The sequence below is a fragment of the Dactylosporangium sp. NPDC048998 genome, assembly GCF_043197855.1.
Lineage (GTDB): Bacteria > Actinomycetota > Actinomycetes > Mycobacteriales > Micromonosporaceae > Dactylosporangium.
On sequence record NZ_JBICTV010000001.1, the window covers coordinates 610,473 to 625,855 of the forward strand.

13 protein-coding genes are annotated in these 15,383 nt (G+C 74.3%); 6 read left to right on the top strand and 7 right to left on the bottom strand.

From position 1 onward, the window contains the following. Positions 1-10: 10 nt before the first annotated feature. Genes ACGFI8_RS02895 through ACGFI8_RS02915 form a run of 5 tightly spaced genes read left to right on the top strand, consistent with a single transcriptional unit; the run spans position 11 to position 4,939 of the window. Complete coding sequence (locus tag ACGFI8_RS02895; RefSeq protein ID WP_392799016.1) at positions 11-1,525, top strand: deoxyguanosinetriphosphate triphosphohydrolase family protein; 1,515 nt, start codon at positions 11-13, stop codon at positions 1,523-1,525. Positions 1,526-1,547: 22 nt separating this feature from the next. Further along, complete coding sequence (locus ACGFI8_RS02900; protein ID WP_392799019.1) at positions 1,548-2,012, top strand: GNAT family N-acetyltransferase; 465 nt, start codon at positions 1,548-1,550, stop codon at positions 2,010-2,012. 57 nt (positions 2,013-2,069) lie between these two features. Further along, positions 2,070-3,119: a hypothetical protein gene (locus ACGFI8_RS02905; RefSeq protein ID WP_392799021.1), complete on the top strand. Its 1,050-nt coding sequence runs from the start codon at positions 2,070-2,072 to the stop codon at positions 3,117-3,119. Between the two features lie 13 nt (positions 3,120-3,132). Beyond that, positions 3,133-4,503 carry an FAD-dependent oxidoreductase gene (locus ACGFI8_RS02910; RefSeq protein WP_392799024.1) on the top strand — a complete coding sequence of 457 codons (1,371 nt, stop codon included), beginning with the start codon at positions 3,133-3,135 and terminating at the stop codon, positions 4,501-4,503. Positions 4,504-4,507: 4 nt separating this feature from the next. After that, entirely contained in the window at positions 4,508-4,939 is a 432-nt protein-coding gene (locus tag ACGFI8_RS02915; protein WP_392799027.1) for a GNAT family N-acetyltransferase, read from the top strand. Positions 4,940-4,943: 4 nt separating this feature from the next. Here ACGFI8_RS02915 and msrB read toward each other — a convergent pair whose 3' ends face one another. Then, positions 4,944-5,351 carry a peptide-methionine (R)-S-oxide reductase MsrB gene (gene msrB, locus ACGFI8_RS02920; RefSeq protein ID WP_392799030.1) on the bottom strand — a complete coding sequence of 136 codons (408 nt, stop codon included), beginning with the start codon at positions 5,349-5,351 and terminating at the stop codon, positions 4,944-4,946. Positions 5,352-5,726: 375 nt separating this feature from the next. On the opposite strand from msrB, the gene ligD reads away from it, so the two are divergent. Beyond that, positions 5,727-6,740: a non-homologous end-joining DNA ligase gene (gene ligD / locus ACGFI8_RS02925; protein WP_392799033.1), complete on the top strand. Its 1,014-nt coding sequence runs from the start codon at positions 5,727-5,729 to the stop codon at positions 6,738-6,740. Positions 6,741-7,102: 362 nt separating this feature from the next. Here the strand turns inward: ligD and ACGFI8_RS02930 are convergent, their stop codons facing one another. The 6 genes from ACGFI8_RS02930 to ACGFI8_RS02955 all read right to left on the bottom strand — a co-directional run bounded on the left by ACGFI8_RS02930 (position 7,103) and on the right by ACGFI8_RS02955 (position 15,383). Next, entirely contained in the window at positions 7,103-8,677 is a 1,575-nt protein-coding gene (locus ACGFI8_RS02930; protein ID WP_392799036.1) for an alpha/beta hydrolase, read from the bottom strand. Further along, positions 8,674-9,804 carry an ATP-dependent DNA ligase gene (locus ACGFI8_RS02935; RefSeq protein ID WP_392799039.1) on the bottom strand — a complete coding sequence of 377 codons (1,131 nt, stop codon included), beginning with the start codon at positions 9,802-9,804 and terminating at the stop codon, positions 8,674-8,676. Before ACGFI8_RS02935 ends, ACGFI8_RS02930 begins: the two co-directional genes overlap by 4 nt. 45 nt (positions 9,805-9,849) lie before the next feature. Then, positions 9,850-10,701, bottom strand: coding sequence for a DNA-3-methyladenine glycosylase family protein (locus ACGFI8_RS02940; protein WP_392799649.1), 852 nt, complete (start codon positions 10,699-10,701; stop codon positions 9,850-9,852). A gap of 32 nt (positions 10,702-10,733) precedes the next feature. After that, positions 10,734-11,675, bottom strand: coding sequence for a hypothetical protein (locus tag ACGFI8_RS02945; protein WP_392799042.1), 942 nt, complete (start codon positions 11,673-11,675; stop codon positions 10,734-10,736). Beyond that, positions 11,672-14,149, bottom strand: a complete 2,478-nt coding sequence (locus ACGFI8_RS02950) for an AAA family ATPase (RefSeq protein WP_392799045.1) — start codon at positions 14,147-14,149, stop codon at positions 11,672-11,674. The genes ACGFI8_RS02945 and ACGFI8_RS02950 overlap by 4 nt, the downstream gene beginning before the upstream one ends. A gap of 85 nt (positions 14,150-14,234) precedes the next feature. Next, a complete protein-coding gene (locus tag ACGFI8_RS02955; protein ID WP_392799048.1) occupies positions 14,235-15,383 on the bottom strand; it encodes an exonuclease SbcCD subunit D in 1,149 nt (382 codons plus the stop codon).

Genomic DNA, 15,383 nt, shown 5'->3' on the forward strand with positions numbered 1-15,383 from the left:
GAACTTGGGGATGGAAGACCAGCGCGCGCAGCGGCTCTTCGGCGGGGCCGTGGTCGCCCCCGGCGACCTGGCCGGCAGCCCCTACCGCGTCGATCGGGACCGCATCGTCGCCTCGCCGTTCTTCGCCCGCCTCGCCGGCGTCACGCAGGTGATCAGCCCCGGCGGCTCCGGGCTGCTGGTGCACAACCGGCTCACCCACAGCCTCAAGGTCGCCAGCGTCGCCCGCGGCATCGTCGAGCGGCTGTGCGCCGATGCCGAGCAGCGGGCCCTGCTGGACAAGCTCGGCGGCTGCGACGCCGACGTGGTCGAGGCCGCCGCGCTCGCCCACGACCTCGGCCACCCGCCGTTCGGCCACCTCGGCGAGCGGGTCCTGGACCGGCTGGCCCGCGAGCGGCTCGGGCTGCCCGACGGCTTCGAGGGCAACGCCCAGTCGTACCGCATCGTCACCAGCACCCAGGTGCGCGGCGCCGCCATCGGGCTCGACCTGACCGCGGCGGTGCGGGCGGCGCTGCTGAAATACCCGTGGACCCGCCGCACCCACCCCGACCCGCACCCGATGCACCTGCACCCGACGCCGCGCGGCGCCGGGGGAGACCCCGAGGTCGGCTCGCTGAAGTTCGGCGCGTACGTCACCGAGGTCGCCGACCTGCGCCAGGCCCGCGCCCCGTTCGCCGGCCGGCTCGCCGACTGGCAGCAGACCGTCGAGGCGTCGGTGATGGACACCGCCGACGACATCGCCTACGCCATCCACGACCTCGAGGACTTCCACCGCGTCGGGGTGCTGCAGCAGGGCTCCGTCGCCGCCGAACTGGTCGCCTGGCAGCGCGACGCGGCCGCCCTGCGCGCCCTCGGCGACGTCCAGCTGCGCGCGAGCGTCCGGCGCCCCGGCCGCTCGGTGGAGCAGCTGCTCCGCGAGCTTCGGCGCAAGGACGGCTGGATCTGCGACGACGACGCGTTCTCCGCCGCCGTCGAGCACGTGCGGGCCGAGCTCGCCGACGGGCTGCTCGCCGCGCCGTTCGACGGCTCCATCGACGCCGAGCAGGCGGTGGCGCACTTCTCCGCCCGGTGGACCCGCCGCCTCATCGACGCCGTGCAGGTGCGCTCCGACCCGCCGGTGCGCTCCGGCCACGTGCTGCTGGCCCAGGCGCAGTGGCACGAGGTGCAGGTGCTCAAGCTGATCCACCACCGGTTCGTGCTCGAGCGCCCCGACCTGGCCCTGCACCAGCGCGGCCAGGCGCGGCTGCTCGCCGCGCTCGTCGAGGCGCTGCACGCCTGGCTCGCCGACCCCGAGGAGGAGGCGCGGTTGCCCCGCCGGCTGCACGACCTGGTCGAGCTCGCCGAGGCGGAGACCGAGACCCTCACCCCCGCCGACTACGGCCTCGAGACCCTCGACGTGGTGGCGATGGCCCGCGGCCGGGCGATCGTCGACTTCGTCGCCGCGCTCACCGACGGGCAGGCGGTCGGGCTGCTGGAGGCGCTGTCCGGCCGCTCCCGCCAGCTGTGGACGGACGCCTTCGTACTGTGAGGCCCTTCGTATTGTGGGCGGCATGCTGACACTCCGCCCGATGACCCAGGCCGAACTCGACGCCCTGCTGCCCGTCCGCAACCGGGAGTACGCCGAGGAGGAGGTCCGCGCCGGCCGCGACCACCCGGACACGGTGCACGCCAACGTCGAGGCGATGATGGCCCGGCTGCTGCCCGACGGCGTCGGCACCGCCGGGCACCTGATGTTCGCCGGCGAGGCCGACGGCGTGGTGGTCGGGCACATCTGGCTCGCGTTGCCGGACGGGAAGCGGCCACAGGCGTGGGTGTACGACATACATGTCGACGCCGCCCACCGTGGGGAGGGCTACGGCCGGGCGCTCATGCTCGCCGCCGAGGAGGAGCTCAAGGCCCGCGGGGTGACGCGGCTCGGGCTCAACGTCTTCGGCCCGAACACGGTCGCCCGCAGGCTCTACGAGAGCCTGGGCTACGAGCCCACCGCTTTGCAGATGTCGAAAGAACTGGCATAGGACCCCACACCGCCCGCGGGCATGGCGCTGTCACTCCAGCCACACTAGAAACATTTTGTGACGACACGGTGGGGGCCGATCGCCGTCGCCGCCGGCGGGGTCGCGCTCATCACCGTGGCGGCGATTCTGGTGTACCCCCTGACGCAGCCCGCGCCACGGAAGGCGCCCGGCGCCGGGGCCGCCTCAGCCGCGGCGGTCGGCGACATTTCGGATATTTCGGAAACGTCTGATTCGCCGTCCGTCTCCGCGCCGGCCTCGGTGCCGGCCTCGGAGAGCGCCGCGTCCGCGCTGCGCTCGGCGCCCGCGTCGCGGCCGGCCCGGCCCGGGGGACGGCCGTCCGCGGCGAACACCGGCGCCATCCCCGGGATCGGGCTCACCGTCGTCCGTGGCGACCAGACCTACGGTACCGATGGGAAAGTCATTGAAAACGTCGACATCCACGGCTATGTCCGGATCACCGGCCGGCGGGTGACCCTCCGCAACGCCGTCGTGCGCGGCGGGGCGCCCCGGTGCGGCGCCGTCGTGCAGATCGAGGCGGGCGCCAGCGCGGTCCTCGAGGACGTGGAGATCGCCCCGACCGCCGGCGGGCCGTGCCTCGACGGGATCTGGGCGACCGCGGCGTCGCTGACGCGGGTCAACGTCCACGGCGGCGTCAACGGCGTCAAGGCCACCGGGCCCGACGTGCTGCTGCAGGACTCGTGGGTGCACGACCTCGCGTACTTCGTCACCGGCGTGCCCGGCGGCGGCGAGACCGAGACCGACGCCGTGGAGAGCGTCGGGCAGCGGCGGATCACGCTGCGGCACAACGTGCTCGTCGTCGGCGCCCACGGCAACGCCGCCTACCAGGTGCGCCAGACCGGCGGCGGCACCAGCGCCGACCTGCGCGTCGAGGGCAACTGGCTGGACGGCGGGGCGTGCACGCTGAACTTCTCGCACCAGGGCGGCCCGCCGATGACCGGCATCGCGGTGCTGGGCAACCGCTTCGGCCGGGCCACCGTGTACGTCTGCCCGATCCTGGTCAGCACCCGCACCACGCTGACGCAGAACACCGGCAACGTCTGGGACGACACCGGCGCGCCGATCCCCGCCCCGAACCGGCACGACTGACCACAATGGATGAGTGACCGAGCGGCTGGTGGTGATCGGCGGCGACGCCGCGGGAATGAGCGCGGCGTCCCAGGCGCGGCGCCGGCGCGGCGCCGACGACCTGGGCATCGTCGCCTTTGAGCGGGGGCAGCACGTCTCCTACTCGGCGTGCGGCATCCCGTACCTCGTCGCCGGCGACGTCACCGACCCCGACGACCTCGTCGCCCGGCACCCCGCCGAGTTCCGCGAGCGCCAGCGGATCGACCTGCGGCTGGGCAGCGAGGTCACGGCGATCGACACCGACCGGCGCGAGGTGCTCGTCCGCGCCGGCGGCCGCGAGTACCGCGAGCCGTTCGACCAGCTCGTCATCGCCACCGGCGGGGCGCCGCGGCGGCCCGAGGTGCCCGGCGCCGTCTCGCTGGGCATCCACGGCGTGCAGACGCTCGAGGACGGCATCCGGCTGCTGGGGTACCTCGACCGGCACGGCCCGCGCCGCGCGGTCGTCGTCGGCGGCGGGTACATCGGCCTGGAGATGGCCGAGGCGATGCTGCGCCACGGCCTCGAGGTGACCCTCGTCGACGCCGCCGAGCAGCCGATGCGCACCCTCGACCCGGACATGGGCGCCCTCGTCGCGGACGCCCTGCGCGACGAGGGCGTGACCCTGCGCCTCGGCGAGACGCTGCGAGGCTTCGCCAGCACCGGCGGGCGGGTCGAGGCCGTGCACACCTCCGCCGGCGAGATCCCCGCCGACCTGGTCATCCTCGGGCTCGGCACGCGGCCGGACAGCGACCTCGCCCGCGCCGCCGGCATCGAGATCGGCGAGACCGGCGGCATCCGGGTCGACCGGCGCATGCGCACCTCGGCCGACGGGGTCTGGGCCGCCGGCGACTGCGTCGAGACGTTTCACCTCGTGTCGCAGCGGCCGGTGGCGATCCCGCTCGGCACCCACGCCAACAAGCAGGGCCGCGCCGTGGGCATCAACATCGGCGGCGGCTACGCCACGTTTCCCGGCGTGGTCGGCACCGCGGTGTCGAAGCTCTGCGCGCACGAGGTGGCCCGCACCGGCCTGAGCACCGCCGAGGCCGAGGCCGCCGGGTTCGACCCGTTCAGCGTGGTCACCGAGTCCACCACGCGCGCCGGCTATTTCCCCGGCGCGCGGCAGGTCAAAACCAAGATCATTGCCGAGCGTACGTCTGGCCGGCTGCTCGGCGCCCAGATCGTCGGGCGGGAGGGCGCCGCGAAGCGCATCGACGCGCTCGCCGTCGCGCTGTGGCACGGCATGACGGTGGAGGAGATGACCTCCCTCGACCTGTCGTACGCGCCGCCGTTCGCCCCGGTCTGGGACCCGATCCTCATCGCCGCGCGCAAGGCCGCTGAGGCGCTGGCGGCGCGCTCGGTAGGTTGAGCCGGTGATCTCGGATTTCGCGTCCCTCGGCACCCGCGACCTGTACCGCCTGCTGAAGCTGCGCTGCGACGTGTTCGTCGTGGAGCAGCACTGCGCCTACCCGGAGCTCGACGGCCGCGACGACGAGCCGGGCACGCTGCACCTGTGGCTGGACGCGCCGGACGGCTCGATCGCGGCGTACCTGCGCATTCTCGACGAGCCCGGCGGCGGGGCCCGCATCGGCCGCGTCGTCACCGCATCGGCGCACCGCGGCCGGGGCCTGGCCGGCAAGCTGCTCGCCGAGGCGCTGGAGCGCATCGGCCCGGGCCGCGACGTCGTGCTCGACGCGCAGACGACCGTGACCGGCGTCTACGAGCGGCTCGGGTTCGCCGTCTGCGGCCCGGCGTTCGACGACGAGGGCATCGAGCACGTGCCGATGCGCCGCCCGGCGGCCTAGATCGTCACTCCTTGGGATCGAGCCTGATCGAGAGCGAGTTCACGCAGTGCCGCGTGTCCTTCGCCGTCATCCGCTCGCCCCGGAACACGTGGCCGAGGTGCGAGTCGCAGCGCGCGCAGCGGATCTCGGTGCGCACCATGCCGTGCGAGCGGTCCTCGATCTCCTTGACGGTGCCGGGGATGGCGTCATCGAACGAGGGCCAGCCGCAGTGCGAGTCGAACTTGGCGCCGCTCTCGAACAGCTGCTCACCGCAGGCACGGCAGCGGTACACGCCGTCGGTCTTGGTGTTGACGTACTCCCCGCTCCACGGGGCCTCGGTCCCGGCGAGGCGCAGCACCCGGAACTCGTCCGGGGACAGCCGCACCCGCCACTCCGCGTCGGTCGTGGGCAGGCTGACAAGTGGCTCGGTCATGCCTCAACGGTAGGCCGCCCCCCGCGCCCTGACCATTACGGCCCAACAACGTGCCACCGCCGCGATCCTCGGCATTTGTCCGTATTTGCCGGAAACTTGGCCGAGTCGTTCACCGCCCCTGCCTCGTTTTCCCCCTTGAAAGCCGTGATTCGAACTTTTGTGGTGCAACGGACGATTCTTGGGGTGTGGGACGACAATGAGGCTGCTGCACAAGGCTGTCGCGGTGGGCGCGCTGGGCGCCGCCGGCATCACTTCCCTGGCCACTGCCGCCCAGGCCGCGCCGGACGCCCGCAGCCGACCCGGCGCGCCCGCTGATGCTCGTCCCGCCCGTCGTGTACCGGCCGCGGGGCGGTCCGGCGGCGTAAGGTCCTTGGCATGGCCGATGCGCTGGAGATCGAGGTCGCGGGGCGGGCGGTGCGCCTCAGTAGCCCGGAGCGGATCGTGTTCCCCGAGCGGGGGTACACCAAGCGGGACGTGTTCGAGTACTACCTGGCCGTCGGGGACGGGATCATGCGCGCCCTCGGCAACCGGCCGACGACACTGCAGCGCTTCCCCGAGGGCATCGGCGGCGAGGCGTTCTTCCAGAAGCGGGTGCCGACCCGTGGGGTACCCCCGTGGATCGAAACCGCGAAGATCGCCTTCCCCAGCGGCCGCAAGGCCGACGAGCTGTGCCCGGCCGACCTCGCGCACGTCGCCTGGGCGGCGCAGATGGGCACCATCGTGTTCCACCCCTGGCCGGTGCGCCGCGACCACGTCGACCACCCCGACGAGCTGCGCATCGACCTCGACCCGCAGCCCGGCACCGACTTCGCCGACGCCGCGGTCGTGGCCGGCGAGCTCAAGGCGGTCCTGGACGAGCTCGGCCTCACCGGCTGGCCGAAGACCTCCGGCGGCCGGGGCGTCCATGTGTACGTCAGGATCCAGCCGAAGTGGACGTTCGTCGAGGCCAGGCGGGCGGTGATCGCGCTGGCTCGCGAGGTGGAACGCCGCCGCCCCGACCTGGTGACCACGAAGTGGTGGAAGGAGGAGCGCGGCGAGCGGGTGTTCGTAGACTTCAACCAGATGGCGCGCGACCGCACGATCGCGTGCGCCTACTCGCTGCGCGCCAACCCGAGGGCGACCGCGTCGACCCCGCTACGGTGGGACGAGCTCCCGGACGTCGAGCCGGACGACTTCGACCTGCGCACGGTACCGGCCCGCATCGCCACCCTCGGCGACCCCCACGCCGGCATCGACGAGGTGGCACACGACATCACCGAACTCCTGGAATGGTCGGAGCGCGACGCCGCCAACGGCGAGGGCGACATGCCGTACCCCCCGGAGTATCCAAAGATGGAGGGCGAGCCCATGCGCGTCCAGCCCAGCCGCGCGAAGAAGCCCGACTCCTGACGCGAACCACGCGATGCGCGGCCCCAGGCCCGGCTGGCATGCCGCGGCCGCGGGTTACGACCGCGGACAGCGCGCCTCGGGCAGCGACCCCGGCGCGAGCCCCTGGGAGGCGGCATCCCGGGTGACGGGCGCGCGGCGGGCGGCGGGTTGCGTCGCCGGGCGATCGGCGCCCAGATGACCGGGCGCACCCCGGCCCCTGGGTGACAGACAGTGGGCCTCCGGGCGGCCGCCCCCGGGCGGCGGACGGCGGACACGCGGGCGGCGGGGTGCCAGGCTGCGGCGCCTGGGTGCCAGGGAGCGGCCCCGGCCTCCTGGGGGGCGGCCCGGCCCCGGCCCAGAGGGCGGCGGCGCGGGGGATGGCGTTACTTCTCGCAGGTTGTGCCGGCCGGGGGGACCTTCAGGTCGACCAGGTAGCGGTCGACCACGTCGATGATGCAGCCCGTCTGGGGGTAGGCGGTGTGGCCCTCGCCCTTCCACGTGACCAGGTTGCCGACGCCCAGCATCTTGGCGAGGGCGGGGGCCTGCTCGTACGGGGTCGCGGGGTCGCCGAGCGTGCCGATCACGATGATGGGAGCGGAGCCCGTCGCGGGGCCGGTGGGGTAGGGGTCGCGCTTGCCGGGCCACTGGGCGCAGATCAGGTTCAGGGCCAGTGCGCCGCCGAACAGGGGGTACTTCGCGCGCCACTGGCTCTGCAGGGTGCGGGCCTGCTCGACCGTCGGGGTGTCGTCGCTGTCGGCGCAGCTGACCGCCGAGTTGGCGTCGAACATGTTCGTGTAGTGGCCGTCGGGGTCGCGCTCGGCATAGGAGTCGGCCAGCGCGAACATCTTGTCGGGCTTGCCGTTGCGCAGGTCCTGCATCGCCTGGGCCAGCAGGCGCCACGACGACTCGCTGTACAGCGACGAAACCACCGCCGTGAACACCCACCCCGTGGTCGCCTTGCGGCCCGTGCCCTGCACGGGGGCGGTGCGGGAGTCGGCGATCGCCTTCATGACCACGGCGCGGGCGTCGGGGCCGATCGGGCAGTTGGTCGGATTCTTCGAGCACCACGTGCTGAAGTTGGAGAACGCCAGCTCGAAGCCGGCCGCCTGCTTCTCCGCCGACTGCTCCATCGACAGCGTCGGGTCGACGGCGCCGTCGAGGACCAGCGCGCGCACGTTCTTCGGGAACAGCTGGGCGTAGACGGCGCCGAGCAGCGTGCCGTAGCTGTACCCGAGGTAGGTCAGCTGCCGCTCGCCGACCGCGGCGCGCAGCGCGTCCATGTCCCGGGCGGCCTCCTCGGTGGAGAACAGCGGCAGCTTGTCGCCGTACTTGTCGCCGCAGGACTGCGCCAGCTTCCGGCCCAGCGCCTCGGTCTGCTGGAAGCCCTGGTCGCTGACCGGGTCGGGGTCGAGGCCGAAGTTCTGGTCGAGGTCGGCGTCGGAGAAGCACTTGACCGGCGACGAGCGGCCCACGCCGCGCGGGTCGAAGCCGATGATGTCGAAGCGCCGGGTGATCTCGGCCGGCAGGTAGACGGCCCGGTAGACGCCGTAGTCGAAGCCGGAGCCGCCGGGGCCGCCCGGGTTGATGAACAGCGAGCCGACCCGGTCGCGCTGGGTGGACGACCGGCCGCGGACCAGGGAGATGTCGAACGTGCCGGAGTCCTTCGGGTGCGCCCAGTCCTGCGGGACCTTGACGGTGGCGCAGCTGAACGTGACGTTTTGCGGAGGGGTCGAGAAGACGCCCTTGTAGGCGTCCGGGCACGGCCGCCAGTCGGCCGGCGGGATCTCCAGGCCGCCCGACTGGGACACGGGGCCCGACGGCGCCGCGGACGGGCTGCCCAGCGCGCGGCCGGACGTCGGCGTGGTGAACTGCGGGGGATTGGTGCAGCCGGCGAGCAGGACGGCGACGAGCAGCAGGGGCGCGAACCGGCGGGCCCGCCCGATCTTCGGCAGCCTCACGGACGACCCGCCAGCACCGACTCGACGTCGAACCGCAGCGGGCGGTCGAGCTGCTCGTAGGTGCACGAGCGCGGGTCCCGGTCGGGCCGCCAGCGCTTGAACTGCGCGGTGTGGCGGAACCGGTCGCCCTCCATCGCGTCGTAGCCGACCTCGACGACCAGCTCGGGGCGCAGCGGCACGAACGACAGGTCCTTCTTGCCGGTCCACCGGCTCACCCCGCCGGGCAGCCGGGTGCCCGCGTCGCCGGCCGGCACCGACTCGATGCTCTCCGCGGCGCTGCCGGGGGCCTGGCCGGCCCAGTTCCACGGGTGGTCGACGACGTCCTCGCGATATTGCGCGAGCTCCTCGACCAGCTCGGCGCGGCGCTCGCGGGTGAACGACGCGGCGACGCCGACGTGGTGCAGGCGCCCCTCGTCGTCATACAGGCCGAGCAGCAGCGATCCCACGATCGGCCCGTCCTTGTGCCAGCGGAATCCGGCCACCACGGCGTCCGCCGTCCGGGAGTGTTTGATCTTGTACATCGTGCGCTTCCCCGGCTCGTAGACGCCTTCGGCCGGCTTGGCGATGACCCCGTCGAGCCCGGCGCCCTCGAAGCGCTCGAACCAGTCCCGCGCCACCTCGATGTCGGTCGTCACGGGGGTGACGTGCACGGGTGGCTTGACCCCGTCGAGCGCCTCGACCAGCCGGGCCCGGCGCTCGGCGTAGCCCTGCCCGACGAGCGCCTCATCGTCGATCGCCAGCAGGTCGAACGCCACGAACGAGGCCGGTGTCTGCGCGGCGAGCAGCCGCACGCGGGAGGCGGCCGGGTGGATGCGCTGGCCGAGCAGCTCGAAGTCCAGCCGAGGCGACTGGTCCGGGCCGGCCCCGTCGCGCCGGATCACGATGATCTCCCCGTCGACGACGCAGCGGGCGGGCAGCTGGGCCTTCACCTGCTCTACGACCTCGGGAAAATACCTGGTCAGGGTCTTGCCGCCGCGGCTTGCGAGCTCGACCTCGTCGCCGTCGCGGAACACGATGCAGCGGAATCCGTCCCACTTCGGCTCGTAGCTCATGCCGGGCGCGCTGGGCAGGCTGGGAATGCTCTTGGCGAGCATCGGCTCGACTGGTGGCAGGACTGGCAGCTCCACGCCGCCAAGTCAACCACACAGGTACGACAACTTTCGGAGCCGGTTTCAGAAGCGCGCGAACGACCGGATCGGCATCCGCGGCCCGAATCGGGGCGCGCCGATCCCGGCGGCGGCGATCAGCGCGCAGACCCGCCCCCGATGCGGCGCGAACGGCGCCAGCAGCTCGAGCATGTGCTCGTCGGTGCCGCGGGCCGCCCCGGTCAGCGCGAACGCCACGTTGTTCTTGATGTTGTAGTCGCCGACGGACACCACGTCGGCGTCGCCGTACGCGGCCCGGGTCACCTCGGCCGCCGTCCACGGCCCGATGCCGGGGATGCTCACCAGCCGCGCCGTGCAGCCGGCCGCGTCCGCGCACCGCTCCAGCGCCGCCGCCTGCGCGGCCGCCCGGCGCAGCGTCTCGGCCCGCTTCTGCTCGATGCCCAGCGGGTGGAAGGCCCAGTACGGCGCGGCGGCGACGACCTCCGGCTCGGGCGGCAGCAGCAGCCCCTCCCGCGGCCCGGGCGCCGGCTGCGAGAACTTCCGCAGCACCCGCACGTACCCGTGGTGAGCCTCCTTGCCGGTCACCTTCTGCCCGAGGATCGCCGGCACCAGGTGGTGGAAGACCCGCCCGGTCGCGCCGATGCGCAGCCCGGCGTGCTCCCGGGCGAGCCGGGCGACCAGCGGGTGCTGCCGGGAGAGCTCGGCGAAGCCGGTGACGTCGTCGCGCAGCCCGGCGATCGCGTCGGCCCGCGCCAGGAGCCAGTCCGCCCCCGGGCCGTACGCCTCGAAGGAGAGCTCGTCGCCGCCAAGCACGAGCCGCAGCGTGCCCGGGCCGTCGGGGGTGCGGGTCGCGAACCAGCACGAGCGCGGCGAGATCGACAGCGTCGGGTCGCCCTGGATCAGCGCCAGGCCGCGCATGGTCCGGACCAGGTCGTAGCGCGGTGGGACCCTCACGCCGCGACCCGGGACAGGGCGCGGTGCAGCAGCCGGGCGTCGCCGAGCATGGCGCGCAGCTTACGCTCCAGCCCGGCGATCGGCACCAGGTTCTGCGGCGCCCGCGGGTCCTTGTACGCCTGCGATGCGAAGCGCGGCAGCGTCACCGCCGACAGGTGCGCGAGCGCGACGGCCCCGGCGTGCGTCAGGTCGGCCGAGCACTCCGCCCGCACGATCCCGGACCACGGCGCCCCGGCCGGGCCGGGCAGCCGCAGGTACCACGCGAAACGGTGCCACGACGTGCCCAGCAGGAACACGGGCGTGCGCTGCCCGCCGCGCAGCGCTGTCACCACGGCGGTGAGGCCGGCCGGGAGGTACTCCACCCGGTGGGTCTTGATGTAGCCCAGCGCCCGGGGCAGGTGCGCGCGCTCCTGCAGCGGCCCGTCGACGATGAGCAGGTCGCCGTCGGCCCGCTCCTCGTTCGACACGCCCACCTCCAGGGCGCGCATGTGCCGCTGCACGCCCAGCGCGAGGTCCTTCGGCTCGCCGCGGGAGACCCGCCGGCCGGGGTACCGGATGTTGCCCGCCACGACCGGCGGCAGGTCCTCGACGGGCGTGAACAGCCCGCGCTCGATCCGCGTGGTGGCCACCTGCGCGGCGCCGCGGCCGAGCTCGCAGCGCACCACCCCGGCGGCGTAGGAGGCCGCGACCCCGGGGTGGGTGGTGCCGGCGTCGTCGGTGATCCAGACCCGGGCGTCGATGCGCTGCACCCCGTCGACGATGAGCACGGTGCCGGGCGGGTCGAGGCCCGCCGGCGGGTCGACCGGGCGCCAGGCGTCCGCGGGCAGCTCGACGTCGGGCTGGATCTGGGCGCTGCTCTGCGCCTGCGGCCCGGAGGTCTCGGCCGCCTCGAACGACAGCCCGTACGCCGGGTCCCAGGCGTCGACGTGGAGCTTCACAGCCCCACCCGCTCGATGCGCGCGGTCCGGGCGTCGCGGCGCACCTCGAAGCGCACCGGTATCCGCTCGGCGAGCGCCCCGACGTGGGTGACGACGCCGACCATGCGGTCGCCGCGGGCGGCGAGGTTCTCCAGCGTCACCGCGACGGTGTCCAGCGTGGACGCGTCGAGGGTGCCGAAGCCCTCGTCGAGCACGATCGACTCGAGGCTCGCCGACGCCGCGGACATGCCGGCGAGCTGCTCGGACAGCGCGAGCGCGAGCGCGAGGGAGGCCTGGAACGTCTCCCCGCCGGACAGCGTGCGCACCGCGCGGCGCAGCCCGGCGTCGTGGTGGTCCACGACGTAGAACTCGCCCTTGTCGTGGCCGAGGTCGTACTGGCCGCCGGAGAGCTCCCGCAGGGTCCGCGACGCGCCCTCGACGAGGGTGTCGAGGGCCTCGGCGAGCAGCCACCGCTCGAACCGGTCGGCCCGCAGGTGCTGGGCGAGCGCCTTGGCGACCTGGCCCTCCCGGGAGATCGTGTCGCGCTGGGCGCGCAGCCGCTCGGCGTCGGCGCGCCGCTCCTCGATGCGCCGCCGCGCCGCCTCCGCGCGCTCGACGGCGACGGCCGCCTCCCGGGCCGGGTCCCCGCCCGGCGCGGCCAGCCCGGCCCCGATGAACAGCGCGGCGAGCTCGTCGCGCACGCCGGCGACGCGCCGCTCGGCCCCGCGGACCTCGTCGAGCGCGGCCGGCCGCCCGGCGCGGCGGCGGCCCGCCTCGCCGGTGGCCCAGCCGTGCAGCGTCGCCCAGGCGTCGGCGAGGTCGTCGCGGTCGGCGGGCGGCGGCCCGAACGCGGCGAGGCCGTCGCGGGCGGTGTCGAAGGAGCGCCACGCGGCCCGTAGCCGCTCCTCGGCCCGGTCGGCGCCGCCGGCGGCGGTGCGGTGCGCCTCGCGAGCCTTGCGCACCTCGGCGCCGGCCTTCTCCAGGCCCTTGGTGAGCCGGGCGATGCCGTCGAGGTCGCGCTGCAGGGCCTCGGGCGGGGGAGCGCCGTCCAGGTCGGCGTCCAGAACGACGATTCGCTGCTCGACCTGCTGCGCATGGGCGCGGGCGGCGGCGAGGGTCCGGTCGAGGTCGCGAAGCGTCCGGTCGCGCTCCTCCACGGTCCGGTCCGCGGCGTTGCTGCGCTTTCGTGCCAGCTCACCGGCGGCCTTGGCCGCGACCACGGCCGGCTCGTGGGGCAGATCGGGCAGGTCGTGGACGGTCTGGGTGCACACCGGGCACGCCTCGCCGGCCCGCAGCTGCGGGCGCAGGGCCGCGGCCTGGTCGACGGCCATCGCGGCGTTGTACGCCTCGAAGGCCGCCTCCAATGCCCGCTTGGCCGCCGAAGCCTCGCCCCGTGCCGACTCCGCGGCCTGCGCGGCCCGGTCGTGCTCCTGGGAGGCCGAGGCGACCCGATCGTGGACCGTGGCGGCCTCCGTGGCCAGCCGCGCCCGCTCGGCGTGCCGGTCGAGCAGGCGGCGCAGCGCGGTCGCGTCGCCGGCGGCCTGCAGCTCGCCGCGCAGCTTCTCCTCGCGCTCCTCGGCGGCCCGGGCGCCCTCCAGGGCCCCGGCGACGGCGGCGCGCGCGGCCGCGGCCGCGGCGGCCAGCCCGGCCGCGTCGGCGGGCACCGCGACGGCGGACAGCCGGTCGATCTCCGCGTCGAGGCTGGCCAGCGTGGTCGTGGCCTGCTCGGCGAGGCGGCCGGCGTCGGCCAGCCGGGGCGCGGTCGCGTCGACGGCCGCGGCGACGCCGCGCAGCGCCTCGACCCGCGCGGCCGCGGCGGACAGCGCCGCCTCGTCGACGTCGGACAGCGCGGCGAGCTGCTCCTCGAGCACCTTGAGCTTGGCCTCGGCGGCGGACCCCTCGGCCGCGGCCCGCTCCCGGATCCGCCCGTACACGTCCAGGCCGAGCAGGTTGACCAGGATCTTCTGCCGCTCGGCCGGCTTGGCGTGCAGGAACGCCGCGAACTCGCCCTGCGGGAGCACCACGCACTTGGTGAACTGCTCGTACGGCAGCCCGACGACGGTCAGCACCGCCTCGTCGACCTCACTGGGGGTGCCGGCGAGCACCTCGGCGACGTCGTCGGCGTCCAGGCCGTACTCCAGCTTCGACAGGTCCAGCCCGGGCGCGAGCGCCTCCAGCCCGGCGTGCTTGGTGGTGACGGCGCCCTTGGCGTCGCGGCGCACCACCCGGGACAGCACGTAGCGCACCCCGGCGGACTCGAACACCAGCCGCACCCGCGCCTCGGCCGCCGACGGGGCGAGCGCGTTGGCGATCGCGCGCCGGTCGCCCCAGCGCGGGACCGTGCCGTACAACGCGAAACAGATCGCGTCGAGGACCGTGGACTTGCCGGAGCCGGTCGGCCCGACGAGCGCGAAGAAGTCCGTGTCGGTGAAGTCGACGGTGGTCGGCTCGCGGAACACGGTGAACCCGTCGAGATCCAGCCGGATCGGCCTCATGCCGTCACCTCCGCTTCGCTCCGGCGGCGGCATGAGGGTGACCTGCGCCCGTGATGAGCGGCCCCTCCGCTTCGCTCCGGACCGCTCATGAGTGGATCACCTCGTCGTGCAGGCGGTGGAACAGGGCCTCGGTCGCCTCGTCGGCGTGCCCGCGCTGGGCGAGGTAGTCGGCGAACAGCTCCCCGGCAGAGCGCCCGGCCCGCGCCCGCTCGGGCTTGCCGCCGGCGCCGGGGCCGGGCAGCAGCTTGGGGTCGATGCGCACCTCGAGCGCCTTCGGCAGCAGCTGCTGTACCTCCTCGCGCAGCCCGGCGCGGGGCGCCTCCTGGACGTACACCCGAAGCCACGCCTCGCCGGTGTCCAGTGTGGACAGTTGGGCGAGGGTGCCGCGGACGGTGCGCAGCGGCGTCGCGACCGGCAGCGGGACCTCCCGCACCCGCGCCGCGGTCGCGGCGGTCACGTCGACGACGCTCACCGAGATGAGGTTCTCCTCCTCGCCGAAGTCGATCGGCAGCGGGCTGCCGCTGTAGCGGATCGGGCACGCCCCGCTGACCTGCTGGGCGCGGTGCAGGTGGCCGAGGGCCGCGTAGTGCACCGAGGACGGGAAGACGCTGGCCGGCACCGCGTAGCCCATGATGGTGTGCGCCTCCCGCTCGCCGCCGCCCATGGTGGCGCCGACGACCGTCAGGTGCGCGGTGAGGAGGTTGACGGTGCCGGCGCCGAAGCCCTGCGCGAGCCGGCCGATGAGCTCGCCGATGTGGTGGGCGTACGACTGCGTGATCTCGGCGGCGGAGAGCTCGAACATCTCGCTGGCGCGCACCGCGTACCGCTGGGACAGGAACGGCAGCGCGATCAGGCGCCACTCCTCCCCGCCCTGGGTCGTGCCGGACAGCAGGTGCTCCTCGGGCTTGCCGATCGCCCCGCGGATGGTGATCCCGGCGGCGTCGGCCCACGGGCGTAGCGCGTCGAGGGCGTTGCCGTTGTCGTGGTTGCCGCCGATGACGACGACCTCGGCGCCGCTGCGGCGCAGCGCGGACAGCCCGCGGGTGACGATCCGGGTCGAGTCGGCGGTCGGGGTGGCGGTGTCGTAGAGGTCGCCGGCGACGATCACCAGGTCGGGCCGCTCGGCCTTGGCGACGTCGACGAGCCCGTTGATCGCCGCGATGTGGTCGGCCGCCCGCGACTGTCCCTTGAGGACCTTCCCGACGTGCCAGTCCGAGGTGTGGAGGATGCGCAA